The following is an 18,584-nucleotide window of genomic DNA, read 5'->3' as shown; positions in this document are numbered from 1 at the left end:
CTCCCCCTTGCTCATAAGGCGGTATTACGGCAAAACAACTCATCACATTTATTTTAAAAAAGGATAACCTCAGGCAGACCGCATGAGAAGAAATAATCACAAATCAGATTCCGGCGAAAAGACAAACTTTAGGGAAACTTTTCGCAATTTTTGCGAAAAAATATTCAGCCCTACTAAAAATGGAGGATGGCGACTACCGCTTTTAGCCGCCTTCTATATATTTGCGTATATCCTTTTCGATTTAAACGTAGACGATCCTATCAGGCATTATATTTTCTGCATAGTTTTAGTCGTTTCCAGTCTGTATTTTTCATGGCGCATCGGTGGCAGAGAAACCATGACTTACGTAGGTTTTTTTAATATTTTCTTTGCTTTCATTTTTTCACGCCTGCTTTATATGACGGGAAAATTCTCTTCAAAATTATTTTTAAGCCGATCTTTTATGGTCTTGTATGTCCTAACAGTCATTTTCATGTTTATAATGACAAAAAGGAAATCACCCGCGGACGCAGAAAAAATTGCCAGAGAAAAATCAATTAAAGAAGAACAGCAAAAACGAAGACAGCTGGAACTCATGATCTCCACGGAGAAACTAACCGGAGATATGATAGTACAGGCAAATATGGTTAAAGATGAATTGATGGTTCTTCAAAATTCTTGGAAATCACAAATTCATACGATAATCAACGATCTTCCGAAAGTGAAAGAAAGAGAACTGTATAACCAGATCGTAACTCCTTTTGAAGAAAGCATAATCGAACATTTACGGGGGCTTGAAAACAGATTATCCTTTAAGCCGCAGCTAATACCCCTTGACGAACTGGCTGAGCAACTTAAAGAGAACCTAGATAACGACCGGAAAAAATTCCAGAAAAGGCTTGAAGCTTCCTTCGATTTCACCGGCTGGAAAGGACGAGTAGAAGAAATATTCATTGATAGGTATAAGACATGGGAGATTCTGCTTAATCTTTTGCGAAACAGCCAGACGGCAATGGAACTGAGACAGATAGAATTGCTGCGACAAAGAAATGATGAGTTTAAAACATATATTCCCAAACTTGCTGTAATCGCAGATACTGTTGGAAAAAATGCGCGAATAAGAATTATAGATACAGGTGGCGGCGTTGCTGATGACAGTCTGCAAGATCTTTTTAAAAGAGCCGTTCCTTCATCAAAACGACAGGGAAAGGCTATGGGACAGGGAACTCTTTTTGTAAAATTTTTCGGAGACAACATGGGATTTGAGATCTCGGTTTCAAATACTGAGACCCTTGGGTCAAAAGGTTTAGAAGTATGTATACTTGTACCTCTCGGTACATTCGGCCCAGCGGGGGCTTTTCCCGCAGGAGAAACAGCATGAGTCCGGTTCAGGAACAACTCTTTTTTGTATTGGCGGACGATGATCCCCGGTTGCATGAATATACCGTTTCAATTCTTCGTGAGGCAGGATTACTTGAAAAACATGAATCCTTTTATGATCCGATTTCTTTTCTGGCCTTTTTAAAAGAGTCAGAAGAAGAACCGGATGTAATTCTGCTTGATGTTCACTTTGAAGGTTCGGGACTGAGCGGAGTTGAAATACTTCCCTTTATCCGTGAGGAATATCCTTACATCCCTGTTATTTTACTTACAGGAATGGACGCTGAAGCCACAGACGAAGCGCAGTCTGATGTTTTCACTTTTTTCATACCAAAACCGGTTACTGAAGATCACCTCCTGAGAATGCTTCACTTTTACCTCGGCAAGAGCAAAAAAAGTGCGGAAAGAATCAACAGTCTCATGAATGAGATGGAGGAGATCAAAGGATATCATCATCTTCTGGAACAAGAAGTCGAAGAACTTCAGACCGAGCAGCGCAGGCTTGAATCGATTTCTAAAGAAGGCAAATCAGACACTAAAGGATTTGAAAAAATTTCAGAGATTCTTGAATCCCTTCTTACCAAAAGTGAGCCCCTGCCCAGCTTTATTGAAGACCTCGAAAAACTTTACTCAACACAGTTCAAACTGTTTAAAAAAGTTATCGAAACTCTTATAAGGTTTGATGTGCAGGACGCCGGGACTCCGGGTATGAATATCCATAAGGTTCAAGGCACGCAAAATGTCTTCAGCGCAAGGTTATCGCGAAAAGTCCGTCTTTTCTATTATAGTTCAGCCAAAACTCTCAGGAAAAGATTAATAAGACTGGATATTTATCATGATACCAAGGGGATGGACAAGTGGATTAAAAACAACTACCATTCTTACGCTGAAATTGAAGAATAGAAATCATAAATGAAACAGTTTTCAAAACAGATAAATAACTGCAGGATATTGACTGAACATGGAGCTTAAAAATACTAAATTCCCGGCATGGATATGGCCGCTTGTTTTCGGACTTGCGGTTGCATATTTGGCTTCGTCGTATATTCCATTGCCGGTGCCTACTGCTCCGATTCTGGGAGAGTCTTTCACAACATCTGCAGTCGATAAAATAACTAAAGAATCATCTGTGATCCTTGAACACAACATTTTAGGACTTGATAACCCTTCGGAAATTCAGAAAAAAGCAACCGTCACACCAAGCACATGGACACTTGTCGGCATACTGACCGGCGAAGTGGACATGGCCGTATTCAGAATAAAAAATGAAACCGTTATCATGCGCGAAGGGGAAGAGTACGAAGGGTGGACTCTTGCAGAAATTAAGCCTCAGTATGTTATCTGGAAATTTGGACGCGAAGAAAAGAAAATTGCCATGTGGGATCAGGTTCAAAGCTTAAAACTGGTCCGCGGCAAAACTAACAAACTGGTCATTGATAAGGTCGAAGCTTCTGCGGTGCTCGAAGATCCTAACGCTTTTCTCAGTCAGGCTCTTTTTAAACCGAACACTCAAAACGGTAAAACTCAAGGATTCCGTATTACTAACATCAAGCGGAATTCAATGCTCCGCAAACTCGGACTTGAAGATGGTGATGTTCTGATGCGTATCAACGGTGAAATGATCACCGGCCCCACCAAACTTCTTCAGGTATACGGGTCCATGGCTGGAGCTTCTGCAATCTATATTGATGTGGAACGCAATGGCCAAATCTTATCACTCGTTGTGGAACTCAAGTAGGAATTTTGCATAAATGCCGACTTATCAATATAGAGCCGTAACAAATTCAGGTAAGAAAACGAAAGGATTTGTTGAAGCCTCCTCTCAGTCAAAAGCTTTTGCAACGTTGCAGAGCAAAGGACTCATGCCCTTAAGATTGGAGCAGGTTAAATCCAATCAAGGTGAAACTTCATCCTCCAAATCATTCACCTCATCACTGACAATCGGTGGTAAGATAAGACTTGGGGAATCATTTTATTACTTGGGAATATTACTGCAAAGCGGAACTGCGCTTGCTCAATCACTGGATATGATGTCCCGTATGACATCCGGATTTGCAAGCCGTATCTGGATGGAAATCAGAGACGCGGTTCAATCAGGTGAAAGTTTTTCATCCTGTCTGGATAAATATCCGAAACTTTTCCCCCCTGTATATGTCGGGATGGTTCAAGTTGCTGAGTCAGTCGGTAAACTCGGTGATGTTCTGGAAAACATTGCCAAGTATGAAGAAGAACGCGCTGAGGTCAGCGGCAGACTCATGACTGCCATGGTTTATCCATGCGTTATCTTGATGATCGGACTTGGCGCGGTATATTTTCTACTTTCTGAAGTTCTTCCTAAAATCACCGGAATTTTTCAGGCTTCAAAGAGTGAACTTCCCACATCCACCAAGATCGTAGTGGCCCTCGGCAATACTCTCGGTGACCTCGGAATCATGGCCCTTATTATTCCAGCTGTAATTATTTTCGGGTTAATAAGTGCATACAAATCAATTCCGGCTTTCAGAGAAAAAATTGACGCTTTGCTCTGGAAACTTCCTCTGGTTCAAAAAAGCACCCTTGCCCGTTTCTCAGGAATTTTAGGATTTCAGCTTGATTCAGGAATACCGCTGGTTCAAGGGATGGAAAGTTCCGCTAAAGCTGTAAAATCATCATTTTTCAAGAAAAAAATTGCAGAAGCAAAAGAGGAAGTAGCCACAGGGCGAACTTTAAGCTCCGTTTTTGCAGAACAAAAAATCTACCCTGACATCTACATACTAACCCTCACCGCCGGACAAAAATCAGGCCAGCTCGGCAAGTTCCTACAACGCATGGGAACAATTTTCGAACGCGATGTAGATAACTTTATGAAACGGGTCGTGGCCCTTGCTGAGCCGATGCTCCTGCTGTTCATCGGTATGCTCATAGCCTTTATCGTTGTCGCAATTATGGGACCGATTTTCGACCTGACGACTCTCGTAAAATAGGAATTTCAAATAATGACGGATAAACAATTGTCGGACTTCATTAAACGCGGCCGCGAGGTTTTAGCTATTGAAGAACAAGGGCTGGCAGCCATACGCAAAGATCTGGATTTAAATTTTGCCAAAGCTGTTGAAATGCTGGCAGGGTGCAAAGGTCGCGTAATAATAACAGGACTCGGTAAATCCGGACTTGTCGGACGTAAAATCGCCGCGACCATGTCCAGCACCGGAACGCCTTCATTTTTCCTACATCCTGTTGAAGGAGCGCACGGAGATCTGGGAATGGTGAGGCCGGATGACGTGGTTATCGCCATATCCAACAGCGGGGAAACGGACGAGTTAAACTCTCTGCTTCCGGCAATCCGCTCCTTTGAAACTAAAATAATTTCCATCACTTCCAATAGTAAATCCACAATGGGCTATCTTTCCGATATCGTAATTGAATCGAAAGTTCCTTGTGAGGCTTGCTCGCATGGTTTAGCTCCGACATCCAGCACAACCGCAGCCTTGGCTCTGGGCGATGCTTTAGCTGTCTGTCTTATGGACCACAAAGATTTTAACAGCATAGATTTTAAGAAATTCCACCCCGGCGGAACACTCGGACGCAGGCTGACCCTTTGCATAAGCGAACTGATGCACACCGATAATGTTCCGTCCACCCCGGACAGCAGTCCCTTGTCGGAGGCTCTAAGTATCCTTGATAAAGGAAAACTCGGACTTGTCGCCCTTACCTCAAAAGAAAACAAACTGTCCGGGGTCATCACCGACGGCGATGTCCGCAGGCTGGTATGTTCCGGCAAACTTAATCCTGCTGGTCCGGCCTTTGAAGTTATGGCTAAAAATCCACTGCGGGTAACGCCGGACATGTCCGCTGCTCAAGCACTTGATTTAATGGAAGCTAAAGAGATTACAGTTCTTCCCGTTGTGGATGAAGAAGGAAAAATTTCAGGCATGATCCATCTCCATGATCTGCTTGGCAAAGGCAGACTCAAATTCGCGGAAAACACGAGAGGCTAACCCTATATGTGCGGTATCGCCGGACTTATTGATTTTTCCAAGAGCACGAGTTCTGAACAGCTATGCCAAATAGCGAACAGCATGGGCTATGCCCAGCGTTCACGAGGACCGGACGGAGCAGGACAATGGGCTGATCCGGAATCAGGCATAGGACTCGACCACCGCCGCCTTGCAATTATAGACCTGACTGAAGAGGGCATTCAGCCCATGATCAGCAGCTCCGGGCGCTTTGTCATAGTCTTTAACGGTGAAATTTATAATTACCGTGTTCTACGTGAACAACTTGAAAAAGCAGACTCATTTCAAGGTTGGAGGGGACATTCCGACACTGAAGTCATGCTCGAAGCAATCGAGCAATGGGGACTTGAAAAAGGGTTAAAATCTTTCAGCGGAATGTTTGCCATAGCCCTCTGGGATCGTGAAAAACGCAAGCTTTTCCTTGCCAGAGATCGCATGGGTGAAAAACCGCTTTATTATTCCAAACAAGGAAATACTTTTCTTTTCGGCTCTGAGCTTAAAGCTCTCATGGCTTACGACGGCTTTAAGAAAAAAGTAAATCGTAATTCTCTCTCATCATACCTGCGCTACCACTATGTTCCGGCGCCTCATACTATTTTTGAAAATGTTCACGTCCTTATGCCTGGCACATGGGCGTCCGTTTCCCATGACGGAACTATTTCCAAACCCAAAGAATACTGGTCGCTGCTCGATTGCGCACGGGAAGCTGAAAATAAAATATTCACAGCACCTGATACAGACATAATCGACACTTTAGAAGACTTACTCCTGAATGTAATTGAACGTGAAATGATTGCGGATGTGCCGCTGGGTGCGTTTCTATCAGGCGGAATTGACTCTTCACTCATAGTATCACTGATGCAGCAATGCGCTCTTTCACCCGTCAAAACATTCACCATCGGTTTTGACGACAAAGCATATAATGAAGCAAAAGAAGCAAAATTGGTAGCGCAGCACATTGGAACCGAACATACCGAGCTATATGTTTCACCAAAAGATGCGCTTGATATTATCCCGACCATTGCGCGGATATGGGATCAGCCATTTTCGGATGCTTCGCAGATTCCGACCCTTCTGGTTTCGCGCATGACTCGTGAGCATGTTACCGTTGCCCTTTCAGGTGACGGTGGAGACGAGCTTTTTGCTGGATACAATCGCCATTTTCGTGGTTGTTCTTTATGGAAAAAACTAGAACATATTCCAGTCTCCTTGCGTTCAATCATGGCTGAAGCAATCTTACAAGTTTCACCGGAAAGTTTGAACGAGCTGTTCGCCATGCTCGAGCCTATCATACCGGAAAAACTGCGTATGAGACTGCCCGGCCAAAAGCTGCATAAACTTGCCAATGTCATGGACGCGGAATCAGCCTCAGATTATTACACAGCGCTTACCTCAAACTGGTTAAACCCTGAAACAACAGTAATGAGCGGTCGTGAAATAGTAAGCCCGTTCCAAAACCGTTCCATGCAGCCAAGCACAAAAAACCTTACTGCGTGGATGCAGTTCATGGATGCGGCAACCTATCTGCCGGATGATATCCTGACCAAAGTTGACCGAGCTGCAATGGCTGTAAGCCTTGAAACAAGAGCTCCATTCCTTGATCACGAAATAGTTGAATTTTCTCAGCGGTTACCCATGCATCTCAGGATGCAGAACGGTCAGAGCAAATACGCGCTGCGCAAAATTTTATACAAATATGTACCTAAGAACCTGATTGAACGCCCCAAAATGGGATTCGGTATTCCCATCGACAACTGGCTGCGCGGGCCTTTACGCGGGTGGGCCGAGAATCTTCTGTCACCTGAACGGTTGGCTGATGATGGTTACTTTAATGGCCGGACTGTGCGAAAAGCATGGCAGGAACATCTGAGCGGCGAAAAAGACAACCATTACAGGATATGGAATATTTTAGTATTCCAGTCATGGATGGATGAATGGGATGTTTCATGAAAGTAGCTGTTATCGGAGGATACGGGCCTTCGCTTATAAATTTTAGAGGATCCATGCTTCGCGCCATGAAAAGTGCTGGCCATGAAGTTTATGGAATCGCGCCCATAGACAGCCCTGATGTTCCGGAAAAACTCGCTGCAATGGGAGTTAAATTTATTCCAGCCCCCATAAGACGCACCGGAATGAATCCCGTAAGGGATGCTTTCACCGTATACTCTTTATTTAAAATTCTACGTACCGTTAAACCTGACGTTGTGCTTTCGTATACTATTAAGCCTGTCATTTACGGTTCACTGGCGGCCAAGCTAGCCGGGATTCCTTCTATTTTTTCTATGATAACCGGACTCGGGTACGCCTTCGGAGATACCGAAGGTAAGCGCGCGTCGCTCTTCAAGCTGGTCAAAAATATGTACCGCTGCGGGCTCGCCATGAATAACGGTGTCATGTTTCAAAATCCCGATGACCGGAATCTTTTTATTGAGCTTGGAATAATCGGTAAAAACAAACCGACTTTTATTACAAACGGTTCAGGAGTGGATCTTGATCATTTCTGCACCCTGCCGGTAAAACATGACGCGCCTGTTTTTCTGTGCATATCAAGACTGCTGAAAGAAAAAGGCGTGCGTGAATTTGCTCATGCTTCAATGCACCTGAAGAAAAAATACCCTCAGGCGCAGTTTCGGCTTGTCGGGCCACATGACCCCGGCCCTGATTCAATAAGTAAACAGACAATTGAAAAATGGAAATCCGGCGGAGTTGAATGCATCGGCCCTGTAGATGACGTTAGGGATGAGCTGGGAAATTGCTCAGTATATGTGCTCCCTTCTTACAGAGAAGGAACTCCCCGCTCGGTGCTTGAAGCCATGTCTACAGGCAGACCGATTGTCACCACAGAGACCCCGGGATGTCGCGAAACCGTCGTTGACGGCGATAACGGCTTTCTGGTTCCTGTAAAAAATGTTCCGGCTCTTGAAGCTGCTATGGAAAAATTTATTATTACGCCAGAACTTGTCCGCACCATGGGCGGTAAAAGCTGTGACCTTGCAACAGAAAAATATGATGTTAACAAGGTCAATTCGACCATAATGAAAGCGATGGGACTCTAAATTATGACACTTAAAAGGGCATTTGACCTTGCCGTGGCGATTCCGGCCTTTATAATATTTTTACCCGTTCTGGTAATCCTTGCTGTTGCTATTTACCGCAAAATGGGCGGCGGAATATTTTTCTTGCAAAGAAGACCAGGACTGCATGGCAAACCTTTTAATATACTAAAATTCAAAACTATGTCCGATGCAAAGGACAAAGACGGCAACCTGCTGCCGGACTCGGTGCGGCTTACAAAATTCGGCCGTTTTCTCCGTTCATCATCACTTGATGAGTTACCGGAACTTGTTAATGTTATCCTCGGTGATATGTCACTTGTGGGGCCAAGACCTTTGCTGATGCAATACCTAAAGCGTTACACTCCCGAACAGGCCAGAAGGCACGAAGTTCTTCCCGGTATTACAGGATGGGCGCAGGTTAACGGACGCAACGCAATTTCATGGGACGATAAATTTAAGCTTGATGTCTGGTACGTAGACAATCACACTGTTTTACTGGACATAAAAATACTTTTCATGACGGTTGGGCGCGTATTCAAAAGAGAAGGGATCAGCCAAGCCGGACACGCCACAGCTGAAGAATTTATGGGAAATAAAGATTAGCTATCACTTCGCAGGAATTATATATGAAAAAAATTATTATTATGGGCGCAGGCGGACACGGTCAAGTTGTAGCAGATGCCTTGATGCTGATGAAAGGAGCAGAACCTGTTGCTTTTTTGGACGAAAACCCAGCAGTGATCGGAAAAAGTGTACTTGGAATACCAGTTCCAGGCGGCAATGAGCATCTTTCAAAAATTGAGCATGATGGAGTCGTTATCGCACTTGGTAACAACCAACTTCGTAAACGTATTTTTGAAGAACTTACTGCGGCAGGCGAAACCTTGTTTACAGTTATACATCCTTCAGCAATTATTTCTCCAAGCGTAAAAATCGGAACCGGATGTATGATTCTTGCCGGAGCTGTGATCAATACCGGGGCTGAAATAAAAGATAACACAATCATAAACACCAACAGCACCATTGAGCATCACAATGTTATCGGCCCTCACGCACACATCGCACCCGGCGCAACTCTGGGCGGAGAAGTGATTGTCGGTGAAGAATCTATGGTCGGAATAGGTGCAACAGTTCTACCACGGGTAACTATTGGAAACAGGGCTATGCTCGGAGCCGGATCTACAGCCACCGGCAATATCGCCGAGGATATTACAGCCGCGGGAATCCCTGCCAAGAGATTGAAATTTAAGGCTAAATAAATATATTTATATAATCATTACAAACACTTTCATTCATTAAATCATATACTGTACTAAAGCTCAAAATTGTAATATCAGACCCCTTGTTATCTAAGAATAATATACTCAAAGGAAGCGCGTAAAGTGTCCGCAAGTAATAAAGACCGTATATACCTCTCCCCCCCACATATGGGCGGAACTGAAAAAGATTTCGTCCAGCAGGCTTTTGACAGCAACTTCATTGCCCCGCTCGGGCCTCAAGTTAACGGATTTGAACAAGATTTTTCTAAAATATCCGGGCTTGCGCACTGCGCAGCTCTTTCCAGCGGGACCGCGGCCCTGCACCTTGCACTAAGGATTCTCGGAGTTGGAAAAGGGGACGTGGTTATAGCTTCATCACTGACATTTATCGGAAGCGTTACTCCTGTGAAATTTCTCGGAGCTGAGCCATGCTTTATTGATTCAGATTACAAATCATGGAACATGGACCCTGACCTTTTAGCGCAAGCCGTTGATTATTATATTTCTATCGGCAAAAAACCTAAAGCGGTAGTCCCGACTGACCTTTACGGGCAATGCTCTGACTATGACCGTATTCTGGAAATTTTAAAGCCGCACGATATTCCGCTGATCGTCGACGCGGCAGAATCTGTCGGCGCCATGTACAAAGGCGAGCATGCAGGAAAACGTGCACTCATGGCGGCGTACTCATTTAACGGCAATAAGATTATCACCACTTCCGGTGGAGGTTTACTCGGCTCTGACAATAAAGAATACATTGATCGCGCCCGCTGGCTGTCCCAACAGGCAAAAGAGCCTCTGCCTTACTATGAACACAATGAAATCGGGTACAATTACCGTATGAGTAACGTTGTCGCGGCGATTGGACGCGGTCAGCTTGAAGTGCTTGCAGACAGAGTTACCCGTAAACGCGAAATTTTCGATTACTATAAAAATGCGCTGGACAACCTGACAGGAATTTCATTTATGCCCGAAGCAGAATATGGCAAATGCAATCGCTGGCTGACTGTCATTTTAGTAGATGACAATAAATTCGGAGCTAATCCTGACCAGATTCGCATAGCTCTTGAAAAAGAGAATATTGAATCACGCCCTGTATGGAAACCGATGCATATGCAACCTGTATTTGCTGACTGCAGATCATTCGGAGGAAAAGTCAGCGAAGACCTGTTCGCAAAAGGTTTATGTTTGCCTTGCGGTACAGCCATGAGCAAATCTGATCTGGACAGGACAATTGAATGCATAAAAAAATGCGGAAAATAACGAATGATCAATAACCTGCGTAATATCAATTTTTATCTTATGGTCCTTTTGGACCTTTTTATTTTCGGCATTTCTTTTTATGGTGCGTATCTTTTTCGCTTTGATTTTACGCTTCCGCAATATTCGCAGTTCCAATTTTTAGCGATTCTAAAATACGACATAATAATTAAATTTTCTGTTTTTATGGGCCTTGGATTATATAAAGGAATGTGGCGTTACACTGGCCTTCGCGATCTCTGGCGCATTATTGAAGCAACTTTCCTGCAATCTATTATCCTGGTGACTCTGGTCCTTTACAAATTCGGATTCGGTGGATTTTCACGCGGAGTATTCATAATAGACTGGATGCTTACCATATTCATGATCGGAGGAGTAAGAGTTCTCATCAGAGCTTTTTATTCCTACCATGAGGGCAATTCATTACAATTCACTGAGGATTCATGCCCTAGTGACGGACGTAATGCCCTAATTATCGGAGCCGGAAGGGCCGGCGAAAAAGTTGCCCGCGAAATAATGAGCAGCGGTCAGCTGAAATTCACTCCAATAGGTTTTATCGATAGCGATCGCAGCAAGCGCGGCAGAACTATCCATGGAATACCCGTACTTGGAGGGCTGGAGATTCTTTCTGAGGTTATCGAAAGAAGATGCGTCAGTAATATTCTCATTGCTGTTGCCGAAGCTTCCGGGCCTCAAATGCGTGAAATAATTGATGCATGTAAGGCTACAAAACTTCCGTACAAAATACTTCCCGGGATGGATGAGATTATTAATGGAAAAGTCGGCATCAAATCGCTACGTGATGTCAGCTATCAGGATCTTCTGGGCAGGTCACAGATTCAGCTGGATACAACCCGTATCAGCAAGTATATTTCCGGCAAAACTGTTTTAGTAACAGGTTGCGGAGGCTCTATAGGATCTGAGCTTGTCAGACAGGTAATACGCTTTAATCCGGCTAAACTGATTCTGATTGATGCAAGTGAGCCCAATCTTTATGCAATACAGATGGAACTGCACCACGAACTTAAATTTCATGAATATGTGACAGTTCTCGGCTCTGTTCAAAACTTAAAATTGCTTGATCGTACTTTCGAGGAACATAAACCGCATACGGTTTTTCACGCGGCGGCATATAAACACGTTCCCATGGTCGAACGTAATCCCTGGCAGGCAGTTACTAACAACATCTGCGGAACCAAGAATGTTATGACCATGGCAGACAAACATGGCGTTGACAGGTTCGTTATTGTCTCAACGGATAAAGCGGTCAGACCTACAAATATTATGGGCGCATCCAAAAGAGTAACTGAACTGCTCATGCGTCTTTTCCATCATTCTGAAACCACCTTCATGGCTGTCAGGTTCGGCAATGTTGTAGGTTCGTCCGGTTCGGTTGTACCTCTTTTCCGCAGACAGATTGAGCATGGCGGTCCTGTCACTGTTACACATCCGGACGTAACCCGTTACTTCATGTCCATATCGGAAGCAGCTCAGCTTATATTACAGGCCGGGGTAATGGCCGAAGGCGGAGAAATTTTTATTCTTGAAATGGGAATGCCTGTTAAAATCGCAGACATGGCCCGCGACCTAATAAAACTTTCCGGTAAAGAACCGGGCAAAGATATTGAGATTGTCTTCACCGGGCTTCGCGAAGGAGAAAAACTTTACGAAGAATTAATTACCGAAGGTGAAGATATTGTCCGCACGGAGCATGAAAAAATCATGGTCCTGAAAGCTACTGAAAACGATATTGAAGCTTACACCGCAGAACTAAGCGCCTTACTTCAAAAATTGGCAGAAGCGGCTCATGAATTTGACGGAGATAAAGTCCGCGCGGTACTGCATGAGACTGTTGCTGAATTTGATGAAGAGGGTTAAGAATTAAATGTTATTTAACTCACATATCTTTATCCTGTTTTTTCTACCGATTGTATTTGCATTCTACTTTCTGTTGCGAGGATTTAAACTGCACTTTGCAGGTAAACTATTTTTAGTCCTTGCATCATTTGTTTTTTATGCGTGGTGGAAAACTGAATACCTTTTTTTACTCAGCGGAACTATCATTTGGAACTTTATGATGGCTGAAGCCATGTACCGCTGGCGCCGTAAGGCCTTATTGGCATTAGCCGTATGCGGAAACATTTCTGTACTTGGCTACTTCAAATACAAAAACTTTTTTTTCGATAATATTTCCGGGCTGATTGGAGTCCCCTCAATAAGTGAAAAAGTTATTATCCCGCTAGGTGTAAGTTTTTATACTTTTCAGCAAATATCCTTTTTGGTTGATACATATCGCGGCAAAGCTATAAGAAGTAATCTATTAGACTACACCCTCTTTGTTTCTTTCTTTCCGCAGCTCGTTGCCGGACCAATAAGCTATCAGCACGAAATCACACCTCTTTTTAATTCTCCTGAAGCGGGTAAATTAAATTATCAGAATATTGGACAAGGTTTCTTTCTCTTTAGCATGGGACTATTCAAAAAAGTCGTTATTGCGGACTCACTCGCGCCGTATGTCCAAACCGGATTTGATAAAGCTTTAGCTCTCCCTTTTTGGGATTCTTGGGCAACAAGTCTTGCTTACACCTGCCAGCTTTACTTCGATTTTAGTGGTTATACTGATATGGCATTAGGATTGGGACTGCTCTTTAACATAACCCTTCCCAACAATTTCAACTCCCCATACAAATCACCTAATATTCAGGAATTCTGGAGAAGATGGCATATAACTTTAGGCCGATTTGTACGCGACTATATTTATATACCCTTGGGGGGAAGTCGCAAAGGAAGCTATATAACACTGACAAATCTTTTCTCATCGTTCCTTTTAATCGGGCTATGGCACGGCGCAGGCTGGAACTTTGTTTTATGGGGCGGACTACACGGTATTGCCATGGTAGTTCATAGAATATGGCAGAACCTTGGAGGCAAGCTCCCTGCCTACGCAGGGTGGCTACTAACTTTTCTATACGTAAACGCGTGTTGGGTACTGTTTAGAGCCACAACAACATATGATGCTGTTAAAATTTACAAAGGAATGCTGGGAATGATCAACATAGGACTTTCAACAGCACTCACCCTTACTGATGACTTTATACAGCTGGGGATATGCATAGGACTTGTAGCTTTTACTGTTCTTTTCAAAAACTCTGTAGAAACAGCTCATTCAATGAAATTTTCTTTTAAAGAATCTACACTGGCAATAGTTTTCTTTTTAGTTGCTTTTATAAAGCTCTATTCGCATCAAACTTTCCTCTACTTTGATTTTTAATATGACTAAACGCAAATGGACCATATACACCATCTCAATGCTTGCTGCGCTCATAATAAGCCTAATCGTCACTGTTAATCTTATTATTGATCCTTATGGTGAATTCAGGCTGATTGAAGGCAATTACAACAAGCTAAAACTTAAAGCTGAAAAGACCACAGCTTTGCAAGTTGCTTCAAAACTTAATGATGGGAAATATGCACTTGTATTTGGAAGCAGTAGAACAATGCTTCTATCATCTGAAATTATGGGCGAACCAATCTTAAATTTCAGTACATCCATATACAACAATCCTGGTGATATTCTTGCTCTTCTAAAGATGCTGAGTAAAAAACAGCTCGCCAATATTACTAATATATATTTTTTAGTTGATATTAACGGCTTCCATTACACGGCTACAGCCCCTGAGATGGCCAACAAAAACAGACTATTTTTGGAAACACTTAGAAATATAGGACCTAAAAAGATAGAAGATGCATGGAATTGCTTAGTTGCAAACAGTAAACAATACGGAAATGAGAATTTTCCTAACAATATCGATAGCTACGGAACTCTTCATAAAGTAGATAAACCTTACAATGAAAAGGATCTTTTCTTTTCAAGCAATTTTGTCACACGGTATTACCTTAAATCTCTAAGAAGTATTTCCATATTCTGTAAAAAAAACAAAATTAAAACATTATATTTTACTACACCATGGTTCCAATCTTTCGTTCAAGAACAACAAAATAAAATCAATTCCATCTTTACCAAAGTAACTACGGCATCCGGAAGTTTATACTGTTTCCAGTTAAATACGGATTTAACAGGTAATGCTGATTTATTTTCTGATCCGTCCCACCTTAATAAAAAAGGCCTTGTTGATTTTATTAAGATTTTGCATTCATCCACCTCCCCAGCAATTCCTGACTTCTTTTGGGAATTGCCAGCCAACGTGGACTACAAAAAAATTACTTATAACTCCCTAAAAAAAAGACTATACAAAAATAAATCTAATACAAGTTATTCAATTTTTTTACAAACATTACTGACATCTGGACGAAAAGATTTATTACTTAATATTTATGACAATGCTGTATCACTTAAATCCAGCAAGCAAAGTATCATAGACGATGCATTTCTCCTTGTTCAAAATGAACAACTAAAAACCCTTCTAGAAAACGGAAGGGACTTTAACCAATATCTAAACTCATCATTGTTTAAAGCCATCATGTCCGGGAACTCTGGCATGGTTAAAAATGCTATACTTCTAGGTGCTGACGTAAATCATGAAGAACAAGACGGGATGACCCCTTTACTACTTTCAATAATATTTTCTCCTGATATTAAAATAATTAAATATCTTCTTGGTAGCGGAGCTTTACCCAATTATATTGATACAGCGACGACAACAATTAAATACTTCAACGAATCCGCATTTACCCTTGCATTAAAATGTAAAAATAAAGACGTTTTTAACTATCTTATTTCTAACTATCCTCAAAGCCCTTTAGCACAACATGCGGTATTACTTAAAAAATTACAAAATGATCCAAACAATATTGAATTATACAAAAAGTGTTTAGCCATTCACCGAAAATACTATAAATCAGATGATAGCAAAACAGGCATAGTTATTAAGCTTAAAAATGATGAAAATTATCTTAAAATTAAAAACAGTAAACCGATTTTATGCTTAGGCGCAGACAAGTATCCGCTGACTCCAACTGAAGCGTATATCTTCAAAAATATTAAGACAGGTCAACGGATTGAATCTATTATAACTAAAACTTTTACCAACTTAACTAATTTATCACCTTCAGGCAAAGCTAATGAGACTAGAGTATTTAATGAAATCATCAAAGAACTAAATTATTTAATTCCATTATTGGGACAGCATGACGCCATTAAATTGCTGCATTAATTTTAATCTATTGCTGAAATGACATCTTTTTCGATTGTAATAGGCCTCAATATATTAAAAAATAGCAATTTCTGCTTCATGTTTATCTGAAAAGATTCTGTGATAGCCCCATTTGAGTTTTTAAAGTGTGGAAAAAGAATCGGCATTCGCATTATCCCAGCCGTTAGACAGTCTTCGGTAATCATCCCATTTTTAATAGTTCTTTCAAGTAGAGCTATGCAGCCATTCTCAGTTTTACATAGGTATAATGCCTCCTATACTCATAGGAGGGCGTTTATATTATAAGTCAAAAAAGACAATCCGTAACATAATCCTGAGCCTCATTAATATTCGCAAAAAGAAGTTGGTTCAGCAAGTCGTAGCGGACGCTCAAATTAAATCTTTCCGCAGACTTGGTTTGTTGCTGATTTCAATGGTGTATATGTTTCACGCTAATATCTGATTTTCAAAGACAGATGCGATAATTGTTGATTATGAACAGACTTGATTATAAATATGTTTTGCTTTAATAGGACGCTAAATTATCATGATGAAATGAGTATTTCGTCCGGCCGTAGAACGAACCTAGCCCGTAGCGGCGTTAAGATAGAAATTCCCGCTAATTATTGTGTTTATATAGATGTTTAAATTAGTTTTCGAAAACAGTAGTTCAGGAGATGAGGTCAATGGAAATATCTAAATTCGATATAAACAGCTATATTGCAACCCAGTATGAAAAAATAAGTCGAAGTGATAAAATTGCATTTTTATTTTCTATTTTTATCGGATTATGTGCTCATGGAGCAGCTCTGCTAGGCTTCTTTATTAATGAAGATGACAACTTAGGGCAATTTGTCGGTTATTTTACTTCTGGAAGGTTTTTTTCAGATATTGTTTATGGCAGCATTGAATGTCAGCCATTTCAATTTTTTCAAACATTTATTTTTATATTACTCGTTGCAGCATCTGGGGTTTTAGTTGCTAAGCTGTTGTCTGCCAAATCAACAACAACAAAATCAGTTATAGCTGGATTAATTATTTCCTACCCGGCTTTTTCCGTCGGGATGACATACACAATGGTGACTCTTGTTTACGCTGTAGCTATTTATTTTTCTATACTATCTGTTTATTTTGTAAACAAAGATGGCTGGGGTAACTTTTTTATTGGTTCTGTTTTTCTTACTCTTTCTCTTGGAACATACCAAGCGTATTTATCCGTAACAGCTACTCTTTGCACCTCTGTCTTGCTTCTTTTTGTGTTGGAACATGATATGGCACAAAAAAATAATCTGCTTTTATTGCTTAAAAAAACGGGTCTCTTTTTCCTTTATGCTGTCGTTTCTGGAGTTTTTTACATTGGTGCGGTTAAACTATCTACACTTTATCATCATGCTGAATTAGGGAAGAATCAAGGAGCAGACAGAATTGGAAGTATTGATGTATCATTTTCCGCACTACAAAAAATTTACACGGCATATACCAGTTTTTTGAATAATCACTTTTTTAACATGCCAAGTTTTTTTTATACATTGCTTTCAATTCTTTCGATATTAACAATAATAGTGATTCTTTGCAGATCAATTTCTCAAAAATCCTTACAAACTAAAATAGTTAACATTGCATTGAGTGGATTTATTTTATTTATTATACTTATTATGGGTTTTGCGGTGACTTTTGTTGCTCCTTTTGCAGAAATAAATATTTTGCAGACATATGGAATAATGATCATAATTGCACTTTCAGTCTCAATTGTTGCAGAATTTTCAAATTGGACTAAAAATGTTGTTTTTGTTTTGGCTTTACTAATGATCATGATGTTTTCAAATAGAAATAATGCTCAATACTATAAAGCTTCACTAATAACTAGAGCAACTCTTTTGACTGTAAATCGCATTTTTTCGCGTGTTGAAGAAATGAAAGGTTTCTCTGCGGATTCGAAAATAGCAATTGTAGGTAATTTACCTAATGATATTTTAAAATCAGAACAATCTCAGCCTTATAATGAAATTAGCTCTGGTTATTCCGGTAATTTTGTGGGACTCAGCAGACCAAATCAAAGTCATAAATTTTCAACAATAATGTCTTTTTTAGGATATGATGTAAAGCATATTGAGGATGATAAAGACTTCCTAAGAGCTTGTAAAATGGCTTTACACATGCCTATATACCCTCAAAAAGGGGCAATTGCTATTGATGGAGATCTCGTTGTTATAAAGCTAAACGAGCCACATCTTACTATTAAACCGACACTTGTTGGTGATAGAAAATATCATTTCGAGTATACTCCTTTTTCTGAGAGTAAAAATTTAGACTATTTTTGGACTGTAGTTGATGTGACAGCTCAAAAAGGCAAGAATCTCTCCACCTCTAATCCTAAGTTGGACATTCAATTTGATACTGCTGGGAATACTTGTTATGTTATTGGAGTATATGTAGAAAAAGGAACCAATGAGGTTATTGAGTCGACCCCGTACTGGTTTATTGTTAACTAGTCGTAGACAT

Annotated in this window: 14 protein-coding genes; all 14 read left to right on the top strand. The window is 41.2% G+C overall.

The window, feature by feature from the left end:
- Positions 1-82: 82 nt before the first annotated feature.
- The 14 genes from B9N78_RS14660 (at position 83) to B9N78_RS14590 (ending at position 18,574) form a co-directional block, all read left to right on the top strand.
- Positions 83-1,360, top strand: coding sequence for an ATP-binding protein (locus tag B9N78_RS14660; protein WP_137982556.1), 1,278 nt, complete (start codon positions 83-85; stop codon positions 1,358-1,360).
- Positions 1,357-2,262, top strand: coding sequence for a response regulator (locus tag B9N78_RS14655; RefSeq protein ID WP_085103618.1), 906 nt, complete (start codon positions 1,357-1,359; stop codon positions 2,260-2,262). The genes B9N78_RS14660 and B9N78_RS14655 overlap by 4 nt, the downstream gene beginning before the upstream one ends.
- Positions 2,263-2,320: 58 nt before the next feature.
- Positions 2,321-3,097 carry a PDZ domain-containing protein gene (locus tag B9N78_RS14650; protein ID WP_085103616.1) on the top strand — a complete coding sequence of 259 codons (777 nt, stop codon included), beginning with the start codon at positions 2,321-2,323 and terminating at the stop codon, positions 3,095-3,097.
- 13 nt (positions 3,098-3,110) lie between these two features.
- Complete coding sequence (locus B9N78_RS14645) at positions 3,111-4,322, top strand: type II secretion system F family protein (protein ID WP_085103614.1); 1,212 nt, start codon at positions 3,111-3,113, stop codon at positions 4,320-4,322.
- Between the two features lie 12 nt (positions 4,323-4,334).
- Positions 4,335-5,336, top strand: a complete 1,002-nt coding sequence (locus B9N78_RS14640; RefSeq protein WP_085103612.1) for a KpsF/GutQ family sugar-phosphate isomerase — start codon at positions 4,335-4,337, stop codon at positions 5,334-5,336.
- 6 nt (positions 5,337-5,342) lie between these two features.
- Complete coding sequence (gene asnB, locus B9N78_RS14635; protein ID WP_085103611.1) at positions 5,343-7,304, top strand: asparagine synthase (glutamine-hydrolyzing); 1,962 nt, start codon at positions 5,343-5,345, stop codon at positions 7,302-7,304.
- Positions 7,301-8,410, top strand: coding sequence for a glycosyltransferase family 4 protein (locus B9N78_RS14630; RefSeq protein ID WP_085104102.1), 1,110 nt, complete (start codon positions 7,301-7,303; stop codon positions 8,408-8,410). Before asnB ends, B9N78_RS14630 begins: the two co-directional genes overlap by 4 nt.
- Positions 8,411-8,413: 3 nt before the next feature.
- Positions 8,414-9,013 carry a sugar transferase gene (locus B9N78_RS14625; RefSeq protein WP_085103609.1) on the top strand — a complete coding sequence of 200 codons (600 nt, stop codon included), beginning with the start codon at positions 8,414-8,416 and terminating at the stop codon, positions 9,011-9,013.
- 23 nt (positions 9,014-9,036) lie between these two features.
- Complete coding sequence (locus B9N78_RS14620; protein WP_085103607.1) at positions 9,037-9,669, top strand: acetyltransferase; 633 nt, start codon at positions 9,037-9,039, stop codon at positions 9,667-9,669.
- Positions 9,670-9,792: 123 nt separating this feature from the next.
- Entirely contained in the window at positions 9,793-10,932 is a 1,140-nt protein-coding gene (locus B9N78_RS14615; protein ID WP_281248190.1) for a DegT/DnrJ/EryC1/StrS family aminotransferase, read from the top strand.
- A gap of 3 nt (positions 10,933-10,935) precedes the next feature.
- Positions 10,936-12,807: a polysaccharide biosynthesis protein gene (locus B9N78_RS14610; RefSeq protein ID WP_085103606.1), complete on the top strand. Its 1,872-nt coding sequence runs from the start codon at positions 10,936-10,938 to the stop codon at positions 12,805-12,807.
- A gap of 7 nt (positions 12,808-12,814) precedes the next feature.
- Positions 12,815-14,200 (top strand): MBOAT family O-acyltransferase, encoded by a 1,386-nt coding sequence (locus B9N78_RS14605; RefSeq protein WP_085103604.1) that lies wholly within the window; start codon positions 12,815-12,817, stop codon positions 14,198-14,200.
- A gap of 1 nt (position 14,201) precedes the next feature.
- Entirely contained in the window at positions 14,202-16,103 is a 1,902-nt protein-coding gene (locus tag B9N78_RS14600) for an ankyrin repeat domain-containing protein (protein ID WP_085103602.1), read from the top strand.
- Between the two features lie 665 nt (positions 16,104-16,768).
- The gene (locus B9N78_RS14590) at positions 16,769-18,574 is read left to right on the top strand and encodes a glucosyltransferase domain-containing protein (protein WP_170921443.1); all 1,806 of its coding nucleotides are present in this window, start codon (positions 16,769-16,771) and stop codon (positions 18,572-18,574) included.
- Positions 18,575-18,584: the final 10 nt, after the last annotated feature.

The sequence above is a fragment of the Desulfovibrio gilichinskyi genome (assembly GCF_900177375.1).
GTDB lineage: Bacteria > Desulfobacterota > Desulfovibrionia > Desulfovibrionales > Desulfovibrionaceae > Maridesulfovibrio > Maridesulfovibrio gilichinskyi.
Note: the sequence above shows the minus strand (reverse complement) of the source record. Positions and strands in the feature narration are given on the sequence as shown.

What these genes read in the sequence shown, in the direction of transcription:
- B9N78_RS14660 (WP_137982556.1), top strand. Translation starts at nt 83, where the DNA reads ATGAGAAGAAATAATCACAAATCAGATTCCGGCGAAAAGACAAACTTT.
- B9N78_RS14655 (WP_085103618.1), top strand. Translation starts at nt 1,357, where the DNA reads ATGAGTCCGGTTCAGGAACAACTCTTTTTTGTATTGGCGGACGATGAT.
- B9N78_RS14650 (WP_085103616.1), top strand. Translation starts at nt 2,321, where the DNA reads ATGGAGCTTAAAAATACTAAATTCCCGGCATGGATATGGCCGCTTGTT.
- B9N78_RS14645 (WP_085103614.1), top strand. Translation starts at nt 3,111, where the DNA reads ATGCCGACTTATCAATATAGAGCCGTAACAAATTCAGGTAAGAAAACG.
- B9N78_RS14640 (WP_085103612.1), top strand. Translation starts at nt 4,335, where the DNA reads ATGACGGATAAACAATTGTCGGACTTCATTAAACGCGGCCGCGAGGTT.
- asnB (WP_085103611.1), top strand. Translation starts at nt 5,343, where the DNA reads ATGTGCGGTATCGCCGGACTTATTGATTTTTCCAAGAGCACGAGTTCT.
- B9N78_RS14630 (WP_085104102.1), top strand. Translation starts at nt 7,301, where the DNA reads ATGAAAGTAGCTGTTATCGGAGGATACGGGCCTTCGCTTATAAATTTT.
- B9N78_RS14625 (WP_085103609.1), top strand. Translation starts at nt 8,414, where the DNA reads ATGACACTTAAAAGGGCATTTGACCTTGCCGTGGCGATTCCGGCCTTT.
- B9N78_RS14620 (WP_085103607.1), top strand. Translation starts at nt 9,037, where the DNA reads ATGAAAAAAATTATTATTATGGGCGCAGGCGGACACGGTCAAGTTGTA.
- B9N78_RS14610 (WP_085103606.1), top strand. Translation starts at nt 10,936, where the DNA reads ATGATCAATAACCTGCGTAATATCAATTTTTATCTTATGGTCCTTTTG.
- B9N78_RS14605 (WP_085103604.1), top strand. Translation starts at nt 12,815, where the DNA reads ATGTTATTTAACTCACATATCTTTATCCTGTTTTTTCTACCGATTGTA.
- B9N78_RS14600 (WP_085103602.1), top strand. Translation starts at nt 14,202, where the DNA reads ATGACTAAACGCAAATGGACCATATACACCATCTCAATGCTTGCTGCG.
- B9N78_RS14590 (WP_170921443.1), top strand. Translation starts at nt 16,769, where the DNA reads ATGGAAATATCTAAATTCGATATAAACAGCTATATTGCAACCCAGTAT.